Origin of the sequence: Neobacillus sp. DY30, from assembly GCF_030123065.1 — a bacterium.
In the GTDB taxonomy this organism is placed as follows: domain Bacteria; phylum Bacillota; class Bacilli; order Bacillales; family Cytobacillaceae; genus Neobacillus.
The window spans coordinates 5915064-5936676 of the sequence record NZ_CP126093.1; the positions used below are offsets into that span (position 1 = coordinate 5915064).

Genomic DNA, 21613 nt, shown 5'->3' on the forward strand with positions numbered 1-21613 from the left:
GCACCGCAGTGTCTAAAAAAAATATCCAAACCTAAAATTTAGTTTTTCATTGTGTCCATATCGTCGATGTTGACGGTTTTGCGGTTGCGGTATAAGGCCATTAGGATGGCTAGACCGACTGCTGCTTCTGCAGCGGCTACGCAAATCGTGAACAGCGCGAAGATTTGACCGGTGATGGATGGTGCTACACCGTATTTGCTGAAGGTTACCAGGTTGATATTGACGGCATTCAGCATTAATTCAATTGAGATGAGGACAATAACGGTGTTTCGTTTTGTCAATGCCCCATATAATCCGATACAGAATAAAATCAGTGCGAGTGCCAAGAAGGCTGAAGCAGGAACTGAGCTCATTCCTTGTCACCCTCCTTCTCGTCTTTCTTCGCGAGAATAATCGCTCCAACAAGTGCCACTAATAGTAAAACAGATGTTAATTCAAATGGAATGACCCATTTAGAGTATAGGGCTTCCCCGATTTTCATTGTATTGTCCACATGTAAGTCGGTTGGTACCTGTACCACGTTGAAATCATAAATTCCATAGTACACAGCCCCTGCAAAACCGACTATTCCAAGGAATAATAGAACCTTTCTCCATTTGCCTGTGGTTGTTTCCCCTTCATCATCATGCTTCGTTAACATTATTCCAAATAACATGATAATGGTGATCGCACCGGAATAAATCAAGATCTGTACCGCAGCGACAAATTCTGCTGACAGCAGCACGTAAATTCCAGCAATGCTGACGAACGTAAAAATGAGGGCAACGACCATGTGCACGACTTTGGTAAGGTTCAATAACAGTACCCCGCCAATAATGGCGACTAGGGCGAGGCCAAAAAATGCGATAAACTCGCCTGTTATGTTCATGGTTTATTCACCTGCCGTACGTTTTCGTCGTTCTCATCTAACCATTCAAGGTTTTTAAATAACATATCACGGCTGTATGATGCTAACTCAAAGTTATTGGTCATAACAATCGCTTCAGTCGGGCAAACCTCGGTACAGAGGTCACATAGGATACAAATCTCGAAATTAATATCATACGTATCAATGATTTTCCCTTTTTTCGTTGGATCCGGATGTTTTTTACCCGTTAAATTAATACATTCTGTCGGGCAAATGTTCATGCACTGATTACACACGATACACTTTTCCGGATAAAATTTTTGAATACCGCGGAAGCGGTCCGGAAGCGGAAGCGGCTCATCTGGATAATTATAAGTAACCTTTTCCTTTGTCAGCTGTTTAAGGGTATACTTCAAGCCTTTTGTAAATCCAAGCACGTTTTTCACCCCTTTTATTTATTTAGAATTACTATAATGTGGTGCCTGTCACCAAATATTATGTAAACTGGTGATGAGTCACCCTAGAAAAATAATGTTTTGATTAACGCGGTCAAGAAAATGTTTGCTAATGCGACTGGGAATAGTACTTTCCACGCGAATTCCATTAGTCGGTCGATTCGGAAACGTGGAAGTGTAGCCCGTAACCACATGTAAACGAAGACGACAAGACAGAATTTAAGTGCGAACCATACAGCGCCCGGGATAAATCCTAAGATGTCCAGCGGCGGCAGCCATCCGCCTAAGAAAATGACGGTGATTAAAGATGACATTGCAAACATATAAACATATTCAGTGAGCATAAAGAATGCCCAACGGAATCCTGAGTATTCTACAAAGTATCCGGCAACCAGTTCGTTCTCTGATTCAGGAAGGTCAAATGGTGTCCGGTTTAATTCTGCAATCGAAGCGATGAAAAACACGATAAACGCAATTGGCTGATAAAGAATGAACCAGCCATGCTCCTGCTGGAGGACAATATCGGACAAATTCAAGCTTCCTGTTAATAAAATAACACCTAAAACGGACATGACAAGCGGAATTTCGTAAGAGATCATTTGTGCACCTGCACGCATGCCTCCTAGGAGCGCGTATTTATTGTTAGACGCCCAGCCGCCAAGAACCATTCCAAATACAGTCATTCCTGAAACGGCGATATAATAGAGCAAGCCAACCCCAATATCGGCAAATTGAAATTTGTCGGTAAAGGGAATGGTCGCAAGTACCATAAAGGCAGGAGTAAAGGCAATGATTGGCGCAATGATAAATAACGGCCTGTCAGCTGCCTTCGGAATAACGTCTTCTTTGATTAAAAGTTTAAGAACGTCGGCTACTGTCTGTAATAATCCCCACTTACCGCCAAGCTGGTTAGGGCCGTGACGGGCCTGCATATATCCTAAAACCTTTCGCTCTGCTAATATCGCATAGGTTACGAAACCTAAGACCACTAATAGTAAGACAACGGCGAGTAAAAAGAAGATTCCAAAATTCATCCAGCCGGGACTGGACCCAAGCAACTCTTCTACCATTAGCCGTCCACCTCCCCAAGGACAATGTCAACTGCCCCTAAAATCGCAATCAAGTTTGCAATGTTTTCGCCTACTAATAATTTCGGGAGAATTTGCAGATTATAGAATGAAGGTCTTCTAAACTTCAAGCGGTACGGTTCTTTTTTACCGTCACTTGAGATATAGCAGCCGATTTCTCCACGCGGAGATTCAATTCGTACAAAAGCCTCCCCTTTTGGTGCTTTAATAATCTTTGGCACTTTCGCCATAATCTCACCTTCAGCAGGGAATTGTTCACAAGCCTGCTCAAGGATTTTTAAAGATTCTTCAATTTCATCAAGGCGTACATGGTAACGGGCTAAACAATCGCCTTCATCTCTTGTGACGACATTGAAATCAAAACGGTCATAGATGGAATATGGCTCATCTTTACGCAGATCCCATTTCACACCGGTGCTGCGAAGGTTTGGACCGCTAAGTGAATAGTTGATCGCTTCTTCCTTTGAATAAACGCCAACCCCTTTTACACGGTCTAAAAAGATTTCATTTCCCGATACGAGGTTGTGATAACCCTTCAGCTGTTCGCGCAAATAAGGAACGAATTCCCTTACTCCGTCAACCCAGCCTTCTGGAGCGTCCCACTTAACCCCGCCAACACGCATATAGTTGAAGGTCAAACGAGCACCTGATAATTCGTTAAGCATATTAATGATCATTTCACGGTCACGGAACGCGTAAATAAACGGACTTGTCGCACCAAGGTCGAGGATGTATGTACCCCATGCAACCAAGTGGCTTGCGATTCGTCCTAATTCCATTGCCATGACACGCAAGTATTCAGCACGTTCCGGAACTTGGATTCCCATCATCGTTTCAACGGCATGACAGATGACATAGTTGTTTGTCATTGCAGACAAATAGTCCATCCGGTCAGTGTATGGAATGATTTGTGTATATTGCAGGTTCTCTGCCAGCTTTTCTGTTCCGCGGTGTAAATAACCGATGACCGGGGTTGCTTCGGTAATAATTTCCCCATCGATTTTAACCACCAGCCGGAACACTCCGTGTGTACTCGGATGCTGAGGACCGACGTTTAGCAGCATTTCTTCAGTTCTGATCATTGGTTACACCTCCACATCATACTGTTCATAATCTTTACGCAGTGGATGGCCAACCCAATCTTCTCCTAGCAAAATCCGATGTAAATTCGGATGTCCGGTAAACTTAATTCCTAATAAATCATAAGCTTCGCACTCAGGCCAGTTGGCTCCTGCCCAAATAGGCTGCAAGGACTCGATTGTTGGTTCATCTCGGTCAATCTTCACTTTTAACGCCACTGATTGGCGATTTTTGTATGAGAACAAGTGAACATAAATTTCCATATGTGTAACGAAATCTGTCCCATGCAGCTCAGAGAGATAATCAAACCCGAGAAGCTCATTGTATTTTAAAAATTGAGCCACTTTGAAATATGTATCTTTCTTTGCAACCAGTGTTGGAACATCTTTCGATAATTTATTAATATAAGAATCTTCCAAAACATCAGGGCCTAAGTTTTCCTCAATCACCTTTCTGTACTTGTCTAAGAAAGGCTGATTTGGTGATGGTGCAGCCGCTGCCGTCTCAGCTGGTGCTACGTCGCCTGCTTTTCCAGCTGCTTTCGCTTTTGCTGCTGCTGCGGCTTTTGCCTTGGCTACTGCCGCTGCTTTCGCTTTCGCTTTTTCATCATCATCAGCGCCGCCCTCTACTCCAGCTGCCTTGGCTTTTGCCGCTGCTGCCGCCTTTGCCTTCGCTGCTGCCGCTGCTTTCGCTTTTGCAGCCGCTTTTGCTTTCGCAACTGCTGCTGCCTTTTTCTTCGCAAGATCATCACTGTCATCACCTGCGTCCGCTTCTGCTGCTGGTGTTTCTTCTGCCGGCGCATTGCCTGCCGCTAACTCCATTGCTTTCCGCTTCGCCGCTGCCGCCGCTTTTGCTTTCGCCACTGCTGCTGCTTTTTTCTTGGCAAGGTCATCACTGTCATCACCTGCGTCCGCTTCTGCTGCTGGTGTTTCTTCTGCCGGCGCATTGCCTGCCGCTAATTCCATTGCTTTCCGCTTCGCCGCTGCCGCCGCCTTCGCCTTAGCAACCGCTGCCGCTTTCTTTTTCGCAAGGTCGTCTCCATCCTCTGGGGTTTCAGCCGCAGGCGTTACTTCCGCAGCTTCAGCCGTAGCAGGAGCCTCTTCCTCTACAATACCTTCTCGTTTCTTCTTCGCGAGTGCAGCCGCTTTCGCCTTTGCTGCCGCTGCTGCCTTTTTCTTCGCAAGGTCTGCATCATCAGCAGGTGCAGCAGGTTCCGCTGGCTTCGCCTCCTGACTAAGCGCTTGCTCAGAGGGTTTGTCCTCCTGCTTCGGTGCAGCTGTTGTTTCGCCTGCTTCCTTCGCTTTACGCTTTGCCAGCGCAGCTGCCTTCGCCTTCTCAGCCGCTTCTCTTTTTAATTGATCGAGATCCTTCTCCCCGCTCATCGGTTAGATCACCTTCTTCCCAGTCTTCGCTTCATAGCGAATCTTTTCCTTTAATTTATTAATTCCATAAATTAATGCAGCCGGGTTTGGCGGGCATCCAGGGATATAAACATCAACAGGTACGATTTGATCGACACCCTTAACAACAGAATAAGATTTTACATATGGACCTCCTGCAGTTGCACAAGACCCCATCGCAATAACCCATTTCGGCTCTGGCATTTGATCATACAAACGGCGGACAATTGGCGCCATCTTTTTCGTAACCGTACCCGATACAATCATACAGTCTGATTGACGTGGAGACGTTCGGAAAATCGTCCCAAAACGGTCAAGGTCATAGTTCGCTCCACCCGTACCCATCATTTCAATCGCACAACAAGCCAGACCAAATGTCATCGGCCACAATGAATTACTGCGTGCCCATGCCTTAATTTGCTCTAGCGTCGCAAAAAACACATTTCTTTCTAGCTCTTTCATTTCCTGTGGTGAAAGGTCATCTAGTTTTAAGTCCATCGTAGCACCTTCTTCTTCCAAGCGTAGATTAAGCCAATCAACAACATAACAACAAAAATCAACATCTCAATTAACGCAAAAACCCCAAGTCTTTCATAGGCCACAGCCCATGGATATAAAAATACAGTCTCTACATCAAAAATAACAAACATAAGGGCAAAAATATAATAGCGGACATTGAACTGTACACGGGAATCGTGAAATGGATCAATACCGCTTTCATATGTCGTATACTTCTCGACACTCGGCTTATGAGGACGCAAAAACTTACCTAAAAACAACGCCACCAACGGCAGCAGCACCCCAAGACAGAGGAACACAAAAACTATCAGATAATTATTCTGATATAAATTTAAAAGTTCCATGCCCATCCCCTCCAATGTTGTAAATTTTCATAACAATTAAATTTGTAACCGATAACATTATAGCATTGTTACAAACTTGTGTCGACAACACCACCCCATTAAAATTGGAAATTCTATCGCCGCAAAATTTAACAATCCAAGCGTTTGAGAGCTAGCTCTCAGAAACGCCTTGGATTGTGAAATTTTGCAAGCGGACGCGACAGCGGAAGCGCAATGTGCGTTAGCACATGGCGATAGAATTTCCAATTTTTCCATCGAACTGGTTTTGAGACACAAAAGCCCCACCCCCTGAGCGTTGCGTGATCTCGCAGAAAAGGCTCCCTGAAAACACTTCAGAGATGACGCAAAAGCGAATTGTTGAACCTTGCACTTAGGTGCACGTGAACTGCAGCGGAGCGGAAGATGACGTGCATAGTATCAGGCTCGCAAGAGCCAATTTGGTCCTTTTATCGACATTTAACAACAAAAACTAATTATTGTCAGTGAGAATTGTCATAAAATATACACCAAATCTTACCCTTTTATATAAAAAAACGATTTACATCAAGTCCAAAAGCAGTTTTTAAATAATACTCCTGTACAACCCATCATATTCACAATATACCAAATCATTCAAAACTTTCTATTAAAAAGGAATAAATATAATCAACATCCTACTAAACTCCCATAAACGCCATTCGCAAGGCTGGCCATTGTCATTTTCCCTTAATCAAATTACCTGAGTCCCCTGCCCCCCGTACCTGCCATTTCCCACCCTCTACCTGCCAATTTCACAAACTTACCTGCCTTTTTCCTCATTTACCTGCCAATCCCCTTCGTTTACCTGCCTAACCAATTCCCCACCGCTATCAAACCCCAAAAAAGCCAGTCGCAAGACTGGCCATCGTCATTTCTCTTAATCAAATCACTTGAAATCCCCCTGCCTCCAACCATTACCTCCTAATTTTTTACCTACCTCACCCCCGTACCTGCCATTATCCTTCCTCTACCTGCCAATTCCCCAAACTTACCTGCCTTTCTCTTCATTTACCTGCCAATACCCTTCGTTTACCTGCCTAACCAACTCCCCCACCCCACCAAACATCAAAAAAAGCCAGTCGTAAGACTGGCCCAACCATTTTTTATCTCTCCCTCAAAATATATCCAACAACCCAACTACCTCTCCCAAATCCGAAACAATCTTATAAGCTTTTTCTCTCATTTCCTCAGTAGGATCAATCAAATCAGGCACCATCACACAGCGGATTCCCGCTGCACAAGCTGCCTTTAATCCATTAAGCGAGTCTTCTAAAACAAGGGCCGACTCCGCTGGTTCGCCCGCTAGTTTACAGGCCACAACAAAAATATCCGGATGAGGCTTGCCTTTTTTTATATCATTGCCGCTAATATAAAAATCGAATCGGCCTTCAAGTCCTGTCCGCTTTAAATACCCCGCTATTGTTTCTCGAGTGCTGGAAGAAGCGATACATTTTTTTATCCCCCGTTCCTCCAAAGCGGTTAACAACTCAACAACGCCCGGCTTCACCGAAATCCCCTCATCCACTAAAATCCTTTTAAACCGCTCGTGATATTCCTCTGAAATCACATCAAACGGAAAATCATCTCCGTACATTTTCAGTAATACTACATCAGATTCTCTATCTGGTATACCAATGAGCTGTTTATAATGATCTAACGTAAACGGATAGCCTCTCTTTACAACCACCTCTTGCAAAGCCTGGAACGAAGGCCGCTCCGTGTCAAATAACAACCCATCCATATCAAAAATAACTAAATTGGTGCCCACCAAACTCCCTCGCTTTCAAAAAAAATAGGCAAAGAACTAGTCTTCGCCATTGTTTATATTCCGGTTCAGCTCGCCTTATACCCTTTCCCAATCACTTCCTGCACGTGATGGACCGTAACATAGGCGTGCTCGTCAATTTCACTAATTATATTTTTCAACCGAACGACCTCTTGTCGGCTAATCACAATGTATAAGACTTCCTTATTATCACCGGTATAACCGCCGCGTCCCTCTAACACGGTAATACCCCTCGACATTTTACTCGTCACCCTGTGCAATACCAATTGCGGGGAATTCGAAATGATAAGAACAGCCACTTTTTCCTCAAGTCCATCAACAATAAAGTCAATGACCTTAGCGCCAATATAAACGGCAATGAGAGTATACATCGCTTTCACAAGTCCAATGATAAAAACAGAACCAGCGACAACAATGATATCAATCAATAGAATACCCTTGCCCATGCTCCAGCCTAAAAATTGATTCGCCAATTTCGCCAAGACCGTGGTTCCACCCGAAGTGCCGCCCGCACGAAAAATAATCCCTAAGCCTCCGCCGACTAAAATTCCAGCAAAGATTGCTGCTAATAGCGGGTCATCCGTTATCCTCTTTCCAGTCTGCTCCGTAATATACATAAAAAGAGAACAGGAAAAAATAGAAAATAACGTATATATAATCGCTCTTTTTTCTAAAAATTTATACCCAATCAGCACCAGGACCGTATTTAGGACGAAATTCACCATCCCTGGCGACAAGTCAAAAAGATAATGCGCAATCACAGTCAGGCCGATTATACCGCCTTCTGACAACAGGTTTGGGATTGTAAAGTAGTTGATACCTACTGAAAAAATGAGTCCACCAAATAAAATGTATAAACATTCTTTGACTGTTTTCCACATTGTGATCTACTTCCTCATAAGAATATTCCGTTATCCCATGTGTTAACCGTCCTATTGCTTTAAAATAAATTTATAACTATCGCCAACGATATACTGCTTTCCGATGTGAACCGGCTTGCCGTTTTCGTCATGTACCAAGGTTGCCATATAAAACAGCGGTTCACCGCTCGCAACGTTTAGCAATTGGACTTCTTCTTCACCAGCCCTGACAATCTCCAAGGAAGTTTCACTGGCACCCGTAGGTTTTACATTCAACTTTTCTTCCAAAACTTGATAGACCGATGCGTCCAAATCTTCATTTAATAAAGCATGAAACTCTTTATATGAAAAATAATTATTCTCGAGCATAATCGGTGAATCGCTGGCATATCTGACCCGTTGAATAAATAGAAGAGCGTCACCATCATCAAGTTGAAGCAGCTTTTGATCCCTTGGGGTTGGCTGGATAATTTCTCTTTTAATTACTTTACTGCTTGGTATCAGGCCATTTGCCTTGCAAGCGTCACTAAAGCTTAAGAAGTGAACAATCTTTCTCTCAATTTTTCGCTTGTTTACAAACGTACCCTTGCCTTGTTTTTTGACAAGATAGCCTTCTTCTACCAACTCAAGAATCGCTTTTCTGACCGTAATTCTACTAATTTTATACTCTTCGCTTAACTCTAATTCAGTCGGAATCTTATCTCCGAATTTTAATTGACCATTAACAATCGAGCTGCGAATCGATTCTTTCAATTGGATGTATAAAGGAATTTGGTCATCCTGTTTTAACATTATTATCACCTGCCTAATATTTGATAAAGTAAAGGCTTACATAGGTATTCAATTTACTTTATCCTTCGTACTACTAAGTATATAGTTTTTATTTCACACTATCAATTTGTTTCAACCATCTATCACACTTGAAAGAATCCTCAAAGACCGTTCCATCGCTTCATCCGGATTTTGAACATATTGATAGGAAGTATATTCCAAAGTTAGAAAGCCTTTATATCCAATTCCGTTTAATTGATGGATGTATTTTTCCAGAGGTAAAACGCCGTCTCCCCAAACCAAATGACCTTCTGGCTTACCGTCGATAAAATGAATATGAACTAAGTCATCACCTACTATACGATAGTAGTCCTCAAAGTCCTCACCCGCCAGCGCCATCGGAATCGTATCGATCATTCCTTTTAGATTTGGGTATTCACTTCATCTAACATCCTTTTTAAGGACTTAGCATTAAAAACTAAATTGGATTCCACTCTTGTTAAAGGTTCAAATGCAAGGGTTAGGTCTAAGTCGGCTGCCACTGTCGATAACCTCTCTAACGAATCCTTGGTTCTTTTCCAAGCTTCGTCCGGTTCTTCATTTTCATAGCCCCAGCCCGGGGTAACTAAAAGCATTGGTGCACCTAGCTCCTTAGCTGCCTCCGCTGACTTAATAAAGTACTGTATACTTTTCTCACGCAGCCTATCTTCTTTGGCAGCCAGATTGATTGGGTAAACACATTGCTCAGGTGTAAAGCAGACCACAGATAAGTCTCTTCTATTAATCTCTTTTTTTATATTTTGAATCTCGTGGAGACTCAAATCATCCACATAAAAATGAGGAGCCGCACCCCATAATTCAATATTTCTACATTCATAGCGAACCATAGCATCTAGAAAGTACTCCAAAGGGTAGTGCTTATAATGAAAATTCATCCCAGCTACCTGATCCATCGTAATTTTAGCCATCACTCCAACCCTTCCCCTTAAAAAAGCAAAATATTAGAGTAAATATAACATTATATTACGTTATATGTCAATGTGGTATAATTTAATAAATTAAATGTTCGAAAAAGATTGACAATTAAAAGGGTGTGAATTAATATAATGTTATATAATGTTATATTATATTTTAAACCTTTCAAAATGAATTTAAGGAGGAAACATGAATGGTAAATTCACAAGTAGTTGTAGATCCACAAGTTCAAAATGTATTAGAGGCTCTGAAAGGACGCACCATTAACCACGTATATTTTGTAGCTTGCGGTGGCTCTTCTGCGATTATGTACCCAAACAAGTACATACTTGACCGCGAGGCAAAAAATCTTACATCAGACGTTTATAGTTCCAATGAATTCATTCATCGTAATCCTAGAAAACTTGGCGAAAACTCACTTGTTGTCCTATGCTCAATGTCTGGTACAACACCTGAAACAGTCGCTGCAGCAACATTTGCCCGCCAAAAAGGCGCTTTAACCGTTGGATATACAAACCAGCCAACCTCACCTTTAGCTCAAGAAAGTGAGTTTGTTGTAAAATACGAATGGGGTACTGAATCTGTTGCCTTTAACACCAACTTAGGCCTGCTTTATCAATTAACATTCGGTGTCCTAAACGTGTTAGAAGGAAATGACAAGTTTGATAAGGTAATTAACAGCTTAACGAACCTCCAAGCTGTTTTTGATAAATCAGATGTACAATATAAAGACCAAGCATACCAATTCGGCCAGCAATACAAGGACGAAAAAGTTATTTACACAATGGCAAGCGGAGCAAACTACGGAATTGCTTATTCCTATGCGATTTGTATCCTAATGGAAATGCAGTGGATCCACTCCAATGCTGTTCACGCTGGTGAATACTTCCATGGACCATTCGAAATCATTGATAAAGATGTACCTTTCATTATCCTGCTTGGCCTAGATGAAACACGCCCGCTAGATGAAAGAGCTTTAGACTTCTCGAAAAAGTACGGCGAGAAATTGGTTGTACTAGATGCCAAGGATCTTGATCTAACTGGTGTCGACGAAGAGTTAAAGGGCTACATTGCACCGCTCGTATTAAACAACGTACTGCGCCGATACGCAGAACAATTAGCAGATGCCCGCAACCACCCGCTCTCAAAAAGACGTTACATGTGGAAAGTAGAATACTAAAAGCAAGAGCTCCTCGAGTTTCGACTCAGGAGCTTTTTTTTTAGAATCCAAACCTGAAAAGCCAGGCGAATGCCTGACTCTCGTCATTGTCTTAATCTTTTTGTTGTTTACCTTTTCATAGTGACCTAAACACTTCATCAATCACATTTACGATCATTATAAACCCTCTATAGTTACCCAAACCTCTTCTCTATCTCCACTTCGGTCACTATAAACCATCTATAGTTACCCAAACTGCTCACCTACCTCCACTTCGGTCACTATAAACCCTCTATAGTTACCCAAGCCGCTCACCTTCCACCACTTCGGTCACTATAAACCCTCTATAGTTACCCAAACCGCTCACCTACCTCCACTTCGGTCACTATAAACCCCCTATAGCTACCCAAACCGCTCACCTTCCACCACTTCGGTCACTATAACTTCAAAATTTCAACAACAAAAAAACCTGCTCTCTACTAGAACAGGTCCCTTCGATATAAATACTAACAAAGCACAATCTTCCTAGCTCTCTTCTTCCCGTGGCCAAAGGCGCCATATCGCTGGCAGGTTTCAGCTGCCGCTGCAGCTCCTTTTGCCATCGCTTCCTGCGCATCATGATTTACGATGAATTCCTTTAAGAACACAGCAACAAAGGTATCTCCGGCTCCGAGTGTATCAATAACCTCCGTTTCGACAATCCCTTGTTTAAACAACTGGTTACCATCGGAAAATAACGATCCTTCAGAGCCTCTCGTCACAATCACATTTGGTGTTCCCGCCTCATGTACCTTTTTAATAAAAGCCTCACATTCCGCTGCCGATAAATCTCCACCAGAGAAGATCGCAAACTTCACATGCGGACAGACAAGCTGCAAATAGTCGTCATCTCGGTTAGTTGAAAAGTCAAACGAGATATTAATGTACTTTTTTAATACGGGCAGTTCTTTTTCGATATGGCTAAATACGCTCGTATGGAGCAGTGAATAGGTGCCAATACTCTCTAGTTCTTCTTTTGTAAAATTAAGTTTTAGGTGCTTTTGAATGCCGCCTTTATTAGAGCCGACAAAGATCCGATCGCCATGCTCGTCCAAAGACACAACCGCCTCCCCAGATGGTCCAAACGCACGGCGGACCTGGGAAACATCGATATCCTCTTCCTGCAGGGAGTTGATAATATGCTCGCCTTCTTCATCGTTCCCAATGATGCCTACGTAAGAAACCTCCTCCATACCATAGCGTTTCCAGAAGACTGCTACATTTAATGCGTTTCCGCCCGGGAACATCTCCTGGCGATCATCGTAATAATCCACTACATTATCTCCAACCGCTATCAGCCTCATCCTCAAAACCCTCCCAATAAATGAATAAGAGAAAGATACAATAAGTTTATTGTATCTTTCCAAGTTTCTTTTTTAATAAGCCACTGTTCGATAGTATCTTCTAATCTCTAAATTATGATTTCGCTTATCTTCTAAGTGAACGCTCAATCTTTGCAGTAAAGTGGACGTGACAATCGGTGATAGATATTTTCTAAACTCTTCACTGATACCTTCTAACTCATAATCGGCAGTATCGATCACGGTTAATTTCTTTGTATAATTTTCAGCAAAGCGCTCAACACGCTCCATCAGCGGTCGCGTATCATCCTGACCCTTTAGTAATAACATGCTCGTATCTTCTTCGACAATCTCCAATGTCCCATGGAAAAATTCCGCTGCATGGATGGATTTTGTCTTAATCCATTGCATTTCCTCTAAAACACACATCGCGTAGGAGTAAGCGCGGCCCCAAGTTGTGCCGGAACCCACTACCAAATGATAAGGCTCATCTTTGTAAGTAACTGCAAAGTTCTCTGCTTTAGGCTCGAACTGTTCCTTTGCCTGTATTAACTTCTCAGGTAAAATTTCTAATTGAGCCGCAAACTCCTCATAGCGAGGGAAATCACCATTTTTATTCATCAGTTTAAAAATGAGGTGAAATAGCACTAATTGGTTAGAATCGCTGGCAAAGTCATTTTCTGCAAAATTAACCAAAGGATAATCAACTGTATCTGCAAGCGGCTGATTGTACTCTCCCGTTAAACCAATTGTTGTTGCCCCAAGCTGTTTACAATATTTGGCCGCTGCTACTGTCTCTTCTGTTGTACCTGACAACGAAGATAAGATGACTAGTGATTCGTCACTTAATTGCTTGTGATTTTGCAAAACAAGCTCTGCGGCAATTTCAGCGTAAGCTGGAATCGTTGATGTTGAGTTAATCATGTATTCGAACGGATAAAAGGTTGCTACTGCTCCGCCTGATCCAATTAGAAAAATATTTTTAAAGCCCTTCTCAAAAACTTTGTCTGCAACTTTTTCAATTTCTTCTCGTAATCCTATCGCTCCACCGGTTACTTTCAAATACTTTTCCCTGCTAAAATTCAACATCGATTCCACTCCTTTTTAATAATACATTATATAACGTTATATCAATAATAGAATGATTATCCAATTTAGTCAATATAAGTAATTAATTTTTAAAGAAGGGGGAGAACCCCCACTATTAGCCTTTCACACTGCCCTCCGCTAAACCGCGGACAAAGTATTTCTGCATTAACATAAAGACCACTATCAATGGCAGCGCTGAAATTACCAAGCCAGCCATTAATACTCCCCAATTCGTATTAAGCGCATCTTTAAACACTAACAACCCAGACGTGATTGGCTTAATCTCTTCTGTTTGAATAAAGATCAGTGAGAATAAAAACTCATTCCAAGCGTAATAAGCCGTTAAAATCACACCTGTGAAAAGAATTGGTTTACTCATCGGTAAAAATATTCTTCCAAATACATCTAAACTTGTTGCTCCGTCCAGATACGCTGACTCTTCCAGCTCCTTAGGAATTGATAGGAAAAAGGAGCGGATTAACAAGACGGTTAACGGAATTCGGTACGCGGTAAAGGTTAAAATCAACGCCCAATGCGTATCAAAAATCCCCATTTGCTGAATTAATTCATAAAGCGGAATTAAACTGCTCTGCGGTGAAAACATCAAACCTGCTGAAACAAATAGCAACAGAAATTTTCCGCCTTTGATTTGAAAGCGCGTCAACCCAAACGCACACAATGCACTAATTAACACCGTTAACAAACAGGTTCCTACCGTAATAATCACGCTATTAACAAAGTAGCTCGAAACACCCTGTTCCCATGCGGTTGCATAATTGGAAAACAACCATTCCTTCGGCAGTCCCCAGCTGTCATTAAAAATGTCTGCCGTGTTTTTAAAAGAATTGATTACCATCCAAAATAACGGATAGGCAATCGCTATAAAATAAAGGAGGAGGAAAACAAAGATTAGTCCGACCACAACTGGTGTGCCTGGTTTACGTACTTTTGACTTCAACCTGATATTTGCTAGCTTTACATCCGGGCTGCTCGCAGCCTCTGACTCTACCGGCTTCATTTTTACTCCTCCCCCGTTTTTAAGACCTTATTCTGAACAAAATAAAAGATTAGCGTAATCCCCAAGATCACATTGGCAATCGCTGAGGCAAATCCTGGTTCACTATCAATAAACGCTTTCTGATAGAGATATGTACTAAAGACTTGTGATGAGTTAGCAGGACCACCACTCGTTAATACATATACTTCACTAAACACTAAAAACGATCCTGTAACCGTATAGATTAATAACACAAAGGTCATTTCTTTTACCTGCGGCACCGTTATGTTAAAAAAGGTTCGAAGTTTCCCAGCTCCATCAATCGTAGCTGCTTCATATAACTCGCCAGGAACTTTTTGGACGGCCAACACAAACAACATGACGGCATATCCGATACTTTGCCACTGCGATACAAATATGACGGCGAAGATTGCTGTTTTTGGATTTCCGAGCCAGCCTTCTGCCCATTCTCCTAAACCGATGGCCCGTAGAAAACTATTAAGTAAACCTACTTCTGGGTTATAGATAAAACTAAAGAGAATCCCAATGACCGTCATCGAAATCAAAACCGGAATAAAAAAGGTTGTCCGGAAGAAAGTGGAAAATCTCCTAAATATTTTATCTTCCAAGATGGCAGCAATCACTAAACCAAGCCCAACTTGAAGAATGACGGAGATCACGGCATAAAATAGATTGTTCTTGAGCACCGTGAAAAAGACGGGATCTTTAAAGAGGCGTGTGTAATTTTCGATTGATACAAAGCTTCTATCTAAAGTAAATGGATTCCACTCATAAAAACCATTTACTAAATTTCGAACTAATGGATAATACACAAATAAGGACAGCATAATTAAAGCTGGTGCAATATACAGTATTGGGATGATTCTTGTTCTGCGCATTTTATACCCCTCCCATCAAACATCTATTAAAAGCCGGTTTATAGTAAACTATTTATCTAATAAACCGACCTTTTAATAGACTTCATCTTTCCGCTATTTTTTCACTTGTTTTGCAGCTTCTTGAACACTCTTCATTACTTCTTCTGGTGTCATCGTACCGCCTAGCATTGCTTGAACACCGTCGCCATATGGTTTAAACACTCGGCTGTCTAATGCGCTATCGGCCCAGATTAACATATCTCCTGCTTCAATAATCATATCCATTGCCTTCACTTCTTGTTCACTAGCTGTATTTTCATTTACTGCACCATTAACGGTACTAGCAAAACCAGTATCCTTGATTAGTTTTTCACCATTTTCTTTTGAAGTTAAAAACTTCAAGAATTTCATTGCCTCTTCAGGATGTGCTGATTTCTTTGTTACCATAAATCCTTCAGGTGCACCAATAATTCCTTCTTGGTCACCCTTAGCTCCCTCAATCGTTGGAACTTTGAATGAACTCCATTCAAACGGAGCATCATCTAAGAAAGAAATTTCAAGCGTTTCTAAGAAGATTACTCCTGCTTTACCGCCAATAAATAAGTTTCTTGTTTCATCATGTGCAGACGCATTTGGATTTTCATTTAAATAAGGTTTTAATTCGTTCAGTTTCTCTAATGCTTCCACATAACCAGGATCTGTAAACTCTGCGCCTTGATAACTAAAATCTTTATCCAATACTTCACCAGGCACCGTTCTTTGGTTTAGTGCAGTTACATAGTGTGCAGCTGCCCAAGGAGATTTATTACCTAGAATTAATGGAGTTGTACCACTTTTCTTTAGTGTTTCAAGAACTGTGATGAACTCCTCCCAAGTCGTTGGAGCCTTAAGATTTAACTTATCAAAAACCTCTTTGTTGTAGAAAAATAACTTACTGTCCGTAAAAAGTGGTACACCGTATACTTTTCCATCCTTTTTGAAATGCTCCACTTGTGACTCGATTAACTGGCTAGACCACTCAGTATCGGCTGCATAGTATTCGGATAGATCTAACGCTACACCATCACGGATAAACTTCTCGCCATATTCGCCTACCCAGCTGAAGAAAATATCTGGTGGATTCTTACTGCCAAGGATGACATTCGCTTTTTGCTTGTAATCATCATTTAACGCCGTTACTTCTTCAATATTAATATCAGGATTCTGTTTTTCAAACTCTGCAATAATTTGTTTGTAATAAGACTTATACGGCTCATTTGGCCAACGGTGGAAAAAGGTTATCGTTGTTTTCCCATTTTCTGATTTTGAATTAGAGCTCTTCGATGAACATCCTATTAATAATGACATTACTACTAAAATACTGATTGCTAGAGTAAACCATCGTTTCATAAACATACCCCCCAATATTTCTTCTGTTTTGATAGAAAATTGTAAAGCGCTTACAAGTCAATATTGTACCTATCAACCTCCAGACTGTTCTTAAGGATGTAATCTTAGATGTGATGTTGTATTATAATATGATATTACATTATATAACCTTTGGAGTCAATATCAAAATTGGGGGAACTTTCAAACAATTTTTGTTATACTTAGATAAACACCCGGATGTCCCACACTCTTTTCTATATAGGTATTCTACAATAATTCATTATTAGCCTAAAATACCATAAATTCTATCATTGGAACAGATGAAATATTATCTATTTAATAATTTTATTTTAAGAAACAAAAAACCCCCGCCAGTCCGTAGACCAGCAGGGGGTTGATTGATAAAATATTACCTAAATAAACGACCGTATCACCATCAAAATACTTAACGCCAATCCGATTAGGGCTAGAAGTGAAAACACCACTAATTCTTTCATTTCTCTTTTTCTTACTAACTGTGGAATTTCCCCTGCAAAAATTATCCCGAAAATGAGGGTCATAAATATAATCTTAAGCATTTTTCACTCCTCTTTGTCATTTCACTAAACCAATTCTTCTTACCAAGGCTTTAGAATGGATGGTAACCTTTGTTTGTGGAAATTCCTTTTCCCAAATCTCCTTATACTGTGTATTCCATACCTTTGGATATTTCTTGTAGATTGATTGTCCAAAACCCAAAATGTCCGAACCGAACCCCTTTTGTGCCTTATCTACGGTCAGCTCAACCTTTTTTCTGATTTTCTCCTCAGCATATTTTTGAATCTCCTCGATGGATTTTGTTTCGAAGAGTTGTAATTTGGAATCATTTTCAATCACATTCAATTCTGTGACCACATCCACATCTAGTGTGACTTTGCCTCCTTTTAGTATGGGAACAATCTTCGTTTCTGTTCGCACAATCTCCATACTAATGGTACCCCCACCTTTTTCACGAGGGATTTTGATACTAATTACACCCTCTTTGACTTCATTACGGAGCCATAATAGGCCCCTGGTTTCCCTCCCATCCAGCCAGCCTGCCAGCTTGTCTCCTTTAAACACAGCAATTCCATTTATTGCCTGAGTTTCCCCTGGTTTATTTGAATATACCTCTAATGGTTCCAAGGTAAACTGAGAGGCAAATGGTTCTAACCCATCCGTCAGAAGCATATTCATAAAATCCCTGACATACACTTTTATCCCCACGCTCATTTTGGCTAACTCTCTCGTTTCCTCCGCCGAAATATTTTCAAAGTTTGGCATACTATTGATGATTTTAGAGGCTTTGCCCTTCGTAAACATAATAAAACTGTTGATCCGGGGCTCCGAGTACCGTGTATGGAAATCAACAACATGAAAAATTCCCTTTTTAGCTAAATCCTCTCCAATTAAGAGAACACGGCTTTGAGAAAAAAATATTCGCCTTGGCAGCTTACCTTGGATATTACGGTAAGCTTCTGAAACTGTTGCACCTGTTTCCGAAATCATAAGGGTACTTTTCCCTCCGCTGCCGCCTGTACCTCCGGTAACTAACTTTGAGGGAATAGCCACTTGAAGGGTTAAGCGGAGTTGATCTTCCTCGACAAGATCTAAGCCAATGGCTGTCACAATGGCAATATCGTTTATTTCAACTCGGTTCCAACAACCTGATAAAAAAATCAGAGTGATTCCCCAAATTAAAAGCAATCTCAGCATTTTCATTATGACCATCCTGTCCTGTTTAAAGGGCTTTTTTTCATATATTGTTGTTAAAATCTTAAAGCCGATTTTAACGTGGAAATATCTATTTTGTTCTTTAGAATTTAGTTTACTGGCTCTTTTCTTAATAAATTTTTGTTCTTAAGAAGCAGCAAAGTTTAAGAAAAGAGCCTTTACAGCGAACTAATACTTTCGATTTCGCGAGTTTAACCGTTTCAAATTCCCTTTTCCGGTTTCGTGTGGTCGTTCATTAATCTTCCACCATGGAACCCGAATAAATAGATCTTTAAGATTATTAAAATGAAAGGGAGCAATTGGAGACAAATAGGGCACACCAAATGACCGAAGTTGAACGAGGTGAACCAGTATAAAGAAAATCCCAAGCAGGATACCATAAAACCCTAGCGTTGCCGCTAAAAAAATCATAAAAAAGCGAAGGAGGCGAATCGCACCGGTTAAAGGGTAGTTCGGAAACATAAAAGAAGCAATCCCTGTCGTTGCGACCACAATGACCAATGGAGCCGAAACAATACCAGCCTCAACTGCTGCCTGCCCTACCACCAAGGCACCCACAATACTGACGGTTGAACCAATTGGTCTGGGCAATCTGAGCCCTGCTTCACGCAGCGCCTCAAAGGTAATTTCCATTAACAAGGCTTCTATCACCGCGGGAAAAGGCACCTTTTCTCTTGAGGCCGCGACACTAAATATTAGATTGGTTGGAAGTAATTCATGGTGAAAGGTGGTCACCGCAATATAAATGGCTGGAAACAATAAAGCAACCGCTAAGAATAAATAGCGGATACACCGAATAAACGAAGTCATGATAAACCTTCCATAGTAGTCCTCAGGTGAATTCATCATGGCGAAAAACGTCACCGGAACAAGAAGAGCAAATGGGCTGTTTGCCACCAAAATCCCGACCTTTCCTTCGAGAAGATTACCCACCACTCGGTCCGGCCGTTCCGTCTGCAGCACCTGAGGAAACAGTGAAAAGGGCTGGTCCTCAATAAATTCGACAATGTAGCCACTATCCTCAATGGCGTCAATTTCAATTCGTTTTAATCGGCTCCGAACTTCCTCTACAATCGAAGGCTGGGCAATATCTTCAAGATAGGTAATCATCACTTCCGTTTGAGAAAGGCTACCGAGCTTCATATATTCAAACTTTAGTTTTGTCGTTTTTAGCCGTCTGCGAATCATACTTCCATTCGTTCGGATATTTTCCGTAAAACCTTCTCTCGGACCTAAGACAACCGCTTCCGAAACGGGTTCATCAACCGAGCGCTGCTCCCATGACTGCTCGCTAATGAATAGTGCGCGTTTAGAACCATTCATGAGCAAAATCGTTCCGCCTGCTAAAATTTGATCAATCACCTCTTGGAAAGTTGCCCCTTGACTTATTTGTGCTGAACTAAGAATGCCTTTCAAGTCATCTACAGTGATATCAACATGTTTCGGTAATTTCTCGTTAGCCTGTACTAATGGATGAAAGACATGTATTTCTAATCTTTCCATACTGACTAACCCGTTAAGGTATGAAATAATCACCGAATAATTATTATTAATCTTAATTTCCCGATAGGAAAAATCAGCTGCTCCTTCAAAAAGCTGTTTGAGCCGGTGGAAGTCATTCTCCAGGCTGCCCGTTAATTCCTCATTGTTACCCTGCTCTTGAACGCTTCCGTCCAGCAAATAAGATTTCGTTTTAGCAGTTAATCTTTTTATCTGCCGAAAAATTTTCAATGGAAGCACCACCTATCGTTAAATGAACCTACAGTTAAGTTAATTTTTTTTGAATAAAAGCAATGCACAGGAAAAGAATAGGCAAAATGATTTGTAAAATAGTATGTACATAAGGAACATAAAACTTAAATCCAAATTCGATATGTTCTACATAACTGGAAGCAGATACGAGTGCCAGCGGGGGGATGATGGTCCCCAGCCCAAGAAGTACTGAGCGATATTGTTTTAACTTCATTAATTGGGAAATACCAACGGCTGCAGCAAAGGTAAACACCCCTACTTTAAAAAACACTCCTGCAACCATCATTAAAATGACAAGTGCATCAAAGCGCTCGAGAAAATCGGCAACCGAAACCATCTGCGTAGCAGCTAGGAGGGAGAAAACATCCCTGCTATAAAATTCCGGTCCTAATACAGAAATCATCATAATCGAATTCACCGTTAATAGCAGACCGCCGATGAGAATCATTGACATTCCTATCCTTCTCGTATACCTTTTATTGTTCAAAAAAGGAAACAACATCATGATAGCCACAGTTTCACCAAAGGGAAAATTAATCGCATTAGGAATAGCCGCTTTTAAAACGGGTGTTACTCCCATTCCAAGAATAGGCGTAAGATTTTTGATACTAAATTGATCTACACTTAAGAGTAGGATCCAAATTAGAATGAGAGAAAAAATATAAACAGGGAATACGATTTCCGCCATGCGGGCGAACGTTTCCACTCCACCTCGCAGGCAATAGATCATCAGCACCATAAAGCTTGCAATTACTACTAATATGGGAGTTTCAGATAATATCGTAGTTACAATAAGATCACCCAATTCCCTGCTAGCTCTGGCCGCAGAATAAGTGAAATGGGAAATATATAGCAAAATGACAGGATAGGATAGGAACTTCCCGATAACTTTAGGAAGTAACTCAACCAATGAATCCCCTGGATAATAAATCGCTAATTGGGTAAAAACAGCCACTATGACTAAACTGCCTGACATACCAACTAATATAAAAATCCATGCATCCTGCTTTGTTTCTAAGCCTAACCCTAAAATAATTGCCGTCCCTAAAACATAACCAGTCATTAAATAAAAAAGTTGGAGTCCACTTATATTTTCCGTCTTCATCCGTATTCATCCTCGAAGCAGGCTGACCTA

23 protein-coding genes are annotated in these 21613 nt (G+C 41.2%); 1 reads left to right on the forward strand and 22 read right to left on the reverse strand.

Features of this window, described 5'->3' with window-relative positions:
• Positions 1-38: 38 nt before the first annotated feature.
• The 13 genes from nuoK to QNH29_RS29215 all read right to left on the reverse strand — a co-directional run bounded on the left by nuoK (position 39) and on the right by QNH29_RS29215 (position 10136).
• On the reverse strand, positions 39-353 hold the full coding sequence (nuoK, locus tag QNH29_RS29155; RefSeq protein ID WP_063255620.1) for an NADH-quinone oxidoreductase subunit NuoK: 315 nt from the start codon (positions 351-353) through the stop codon (positions 39-41).
• Positions 350-868, reverse strand: coding sequence for an NADH-quinone oxidoreductase subunit J (locus QNH29_RS29160; protein WP_283862721.1), 519 nt, complete (start codon positions 866-868; stop codon positions 350-352). The genes nuoK and QNH29_RS29160 overlap by 4 nt, the downstream gene beginning before the upstream one ends.
• The gene (nuoI, locus tag QNH29_RS29165; protein WP_063255622.1) at positions 865-1284 is read right to left on the reverse strand and encodes an NADH-quinone oxidoreductase subunit NuoI; all 420 of its coding nucleotides are present in this window, start codon (positions 1282-1284) and stop codon (positions 865-867) included. The genes QNH29_RS29160 and nuoI overlap by 4 nt, the downstream gene beginning before the upstream one ends.
• An 83-nt stretch (positions 1285-1367) precedes the next feature.
• Positions 1368-2372, reverse strand: coding sequence for an NADH-quinone oxidoreductase subunit NuoH (gene nuoH / locus QNH29_RS29170; RefSeq protein ID WP_283862722.1), 1005 nt, complete (start codon positions 2370-2372; stop codon positions 1368-1370).
• The gene (locus QNH29_RS29175; protein ID WP_283862723.1) at positions 2372-3472 is read right to left on the reverse strand and encodes an NADH-quinone oxidoreductase subunit D; all 1101 of its coding nucleotides are present in this window, start codon (positions 3470-3472) and stop codon (positions 2372-2374) included. Before QNH29_RS29175 ends, nuoH begins: the two co-directional genes overlap by 1 nt.
• Positions 3473-3475: 3 nt before the next feature.
• Positions 3476-4852 (reverse strand): NADH-quinone oxidoreductase subunit C, encoded by a 1377-nt coding sequence (locus QNH29_RS29180; RefSeq protein WP_283862724.1) that lies wholly within the window; start codon positions 4850-4852, stop codon positions 3476-3478.
• A 3-nt stretch (positions 4853-4855) separates the two neighbouring features.
• The gene (locus QNH29_RS29185) at positions 4856-5368 is read right to left on the reverse strand and encodes a NuoB/complex I 20 kDa subunit family protein (protein WP_063254614.1); all 513 of its coding nucleotides are present in this window, start codon (positions 5366-5368) and stop codon (positions 4856-4858) included.
• Positions 5359-5733, reverse strand: a complete 375-nt coding sequence (locus tag QNH29_RS29190) for an NADH-quinone oxidoreductase subunit A (RefSeq protein WP_283862725.1) — start codon at positions 5731-5733, stop codon at positions 5359-5361. Before QNH29_RS29190 ends, QNH29_RS29185 begins: the two co-directional genes overlap by 10 nt.
• Positions 5734-6865: 1132 nt before the next feature.
• Positions 6866-7519, reverse strand: a complete 654-nt coding sequence (locus tag QNH29_RS29195; RefSeq protein WP_283862726.1) for an HAD family hydrolase — start codon at positions 7517-7519, stop codon at positions 6866-6868.
• Positions 7520-7584: 65 nt separating this feature from the next.
• Positions 7585-8418, reverse strand: a complete 834-nt coding sequence (locus tag QNH29_RS29200; protein ID WP_283862727.1) for a YitT family protein — start codon at positions 8416-8418, stop codon at positions 7585-7587.
• A 51-nt stretch (positions 8419-8469) separates the two neighbouring features.
• The gene (locus tag QNH29_RS29205) at positions 8470-9189 is read right to left on the reverse strand and encodes a GntR family transcriptional regulator (protein WP_283862728.1); all 720 of its coding nucleotides are present in this window, start codon (positions 9187-9189) and stop codon (positions 8470-8472) included.
• Positions 9190-9300: 111 nt separating this feature from the next.
• Entirely contained in the window at positions 9301-9585 is a 285-nt protein-coding gene (locus tag QNH29_RS29210; RefSeq protein WP_283862729.1) for a sugar phosphate isomerase/epimerase family protein, read from the reverse strand.
• A gap of 5 nt (positions 9586-9590) precedes the next feature.
• A complete protein-coding gene (locus QNH29_RS29215) occupies positions 9591-10136 on the reverse strand; it encodes a TIM barrel protein (RefSeq protein ID WP_283862730.1) in 546 nt (181 codons plus the stop codon).
• A gap of 200 nt (positions 10137-10336) precedes the next feature.
• On the opposite strand from QNH29_RS29215, the gene QNH29_RS29220 reads away from it, so the two are divergent.
• Positions 10337-11323, forward strand: a complete 987-nt coding sequence (locus tag QNH29_RS29220) for an SIS domain-containing protein (RefSeq protein WP_283862731.1) — start codon at positions 10337-10339, stop codon at positions 11321-11323.
• 485 nt (positions 11324-11808) lie between these two features.
• On the opposite strand, the gene QNH29_RS29225 is transcribed toward QNH29_RS29220, so the two are convergent.
• The 9 genes from QNH29_RS29225 to QNH29_RS29265 all read right to left on the reverse strand — a co-directional run bounded on the left by QNH29_RS29225 (position 11809) and on the right by QNH29_RS29265 (position 21583).
• Positions 11809-12651: a PfkB family carbohydrate kinase gene (locus QNH29_RS29225; RefSeq protein ID WP_283862732.1), complete on the reverse strand. Its 843-nt coding sequence runs from the start codon at positions 12649-12651 to the stop codon at positions 11809-11811.
• Between the two features lie 66 nt (positions 12652-12717).
• Entirely contained in the window at positions 12718-13731 is a 1014-nt protein-coding gene (locus QNH29_RS29230) for an SIS domain-containing protein (protein ID WP_283862733.1), read from the reverse strand.
• Between the two features lie 115 nt (positions 13732-13846).
• A complete protein-coding gene (locus QNH29_RS29235; protein WP_283862734.1) occupies positions 13847-14749 on the reverse strand; it encodes a carbohydrate ABC transporter permease in 903 nt (300 codons plus the stop codon).
• A gap of 2 nt (positions 14750-14751) precedes the next feature.
• Entirely contained in the window at positions 14752-15627 is an 876-nt protein-coding gene (locus tag QNH29_RS29240) for a carbohydrate ABC transporter permease (RefSeq protein ID WP_283862735.1), read from the reverse strand.
• A 93-nt stretch (positions 15628-15720) separates the two neighbouring features.
• Positions 15721-16995, reverse strand: coding sequence for an ABC transporter substrate-binding protein (locus QNH29_RS29245; protein WP_283862736.1), 1275 nt, complete (start codon positions 16993-16995; stop codon positions 15721-15723).
• Between the two features lie 392 nt (positions 16996-17387).
• Positions 17388-17552: a hypothetical protein gene (locus QNH29_RS29250; protein WP_283862737.1), complete on the reverse strand. Its 165-nt coding sequence runs from the start codon at positions 17550-17552 to the stop codon at positions 17388-17390.
• 16 nt (positions 17553-17568) lie between these two features.
• Positions 17569-18714, reverse strand: coding sequence for a Ger(x)C family spore germination protein (locus QNH29_RS29255; protein WP_283862738.1), 1146 nt, complete (start codon positions 18712-18714; stop codon positions 17569-17571).
• Between the two features lie 180 nt (positions 18715-18894).
• A complete protein-coding gene (locus QNH29_RS29260; protein ID WP_283862739.1) occupies positions 18895-20457 on the reverse strand; it encodes a spore germination protein in 1563 nt (520 codons plus the stop codon).
• A gap of 34 nt (positions 20458-20491) precedes the next feature.
• A complete protein-coding gene (locus QNH29_RS29265; RefSeq protein ID WP_283862740.1) occupies positions 20492-21583 on the reverse strand; it encodes a GerAB/ArcD/ProY family transporter in 1092 nt (363 codons plus the stop codon).
• Positions 21584-21613 lie beyond the last annotated feature (30 nt).

Coding starts and splice junctions, on each gene's coding strand:
- nuoK (WP_063255620.1), bottom strand. CDS start 353: ATGAGCTCAGTTCCTGCTTCAGCCTTCTTGGCACTCGCACTGATTTTA.
- QNH29_RS29160 (WP_283862721.1), bottom strand. CDS start 868: ATGAACATAACAGGCGAGTTTATCGCATTTTTTGGCCTCGCCCTAGTC.
- nuoH (WP_283862722.1), bottom strand. CDS start 2,372: ATGGTAGAAGAGTTGCTTGGGTCCAGTCCCGGCTGGATGAATTTTGGA.
- QNH29_RS29175 (WP_283862723.1), bottom strand. CDS start 3,472: ATGATCAGAACTGAAGAAATGCTGCTAAACGTCGGTCCTCAGCATCCG.
- QNH29_RS29180 (WP_283862724.1), bottom strand. CDS start 4,852: ATGAGCGGGGAGAAGGATCTCGATCAATTAAAAAGAGAAGCGGCTGAG.
- QNH29_RS29185 (WP_063254614.1), bottom strand. CDS start 5,368: ATGGACTTAAAACTAGATGACCTTTCACCACAGGAAATGAAAGAGCTA.
- QNH29_RS29190 (WP_283862725.1), bottom strand. CDS start 5,733: ATGGAACTTTTAAATTTATATCAGAATAATTATCTGATAGTTTTTGTG.
- QNH29_RS29200 (WP_283862727.1), bottom strand. CDS start 8,418: ATGTGGAAAACAGTCAAAGAATGTTTATACATTTTATTTGGTGGACTC.
- QNH29_RS29205 (WP_283862728.1), bottom strand. CDS start 9,189: ATGTTAAAACAGGATGACCAAATTCCTTTATACATCCAATTGAAAGAA.
- QNH29_RS29210 (WP_283862729.1), bottom strand. CDS start 9,585: ATGATCGATACGATTCCGATGGCGCTGGCGGGTGAGGACTTTGAGGAC.
- QNH29_RS29215 (WP_283862730.1), bottom strand. CDS start 10,136: ATGGCTAAAATTACGATGGATCAGGTAGCTGGGATGAATTTTCATTAT.
- QNH29_RS29220 (WP_283862731.1), top strand. CDS start 10,337: ATGGTAAATTCACAAGTAGTTGTAGATCCACAAGTTCAAAATGTATTA.
- QNH29_RS29230 (WP_283862733.1), bottom strand. CDS start 13,731: ATGTTGAATTTTAGCAGGGAAAAGTATTTGAAAGTAACCGGTGGAGCG.
- QNH29_RS29235 (WP_283862734.1), bottom strand. CDS start 14,749: ATGAAGCCGGTAGAGTCAGAGGCTGCGAGCAGCCCGGATGTAAAGCTA.
- QNH29_RS29240 (WP_283862735.1), bottom strand. CDS start 15,627: ATGCGCAGAACAAGAATCATCCCAATACTGTATATTGCACCAGCTTTA.
- QNH29_RS29245 (WP_283862736.1), bottom strand. CDS start 16,995: ATGAAACGATGGTTTACTCTAGCAATCAGTATTTTAGTAGTAATGTCA.
- QNH29_RS29250 (WP_283862737.1), bottom strand. CDS start 17,552: ATGCTTAAGATTATATTTATGACCCTCATTTTCGGGATAATTTTTGCA.
- QNH29_RS29255 (WP_283862738.1), bottom strand. CDS start 18,714: ATGAAAATGCTGAGATTGCTTTTAATTTGGGGAATCACTCTGATTTTT.
- QNH29_RS29265 (WP_283862740.1), bottom strand. CDS start 21,583: ATGAAGACGGAAAATATAAGTGGACTCCAACTTTTTTATTTAATGACT.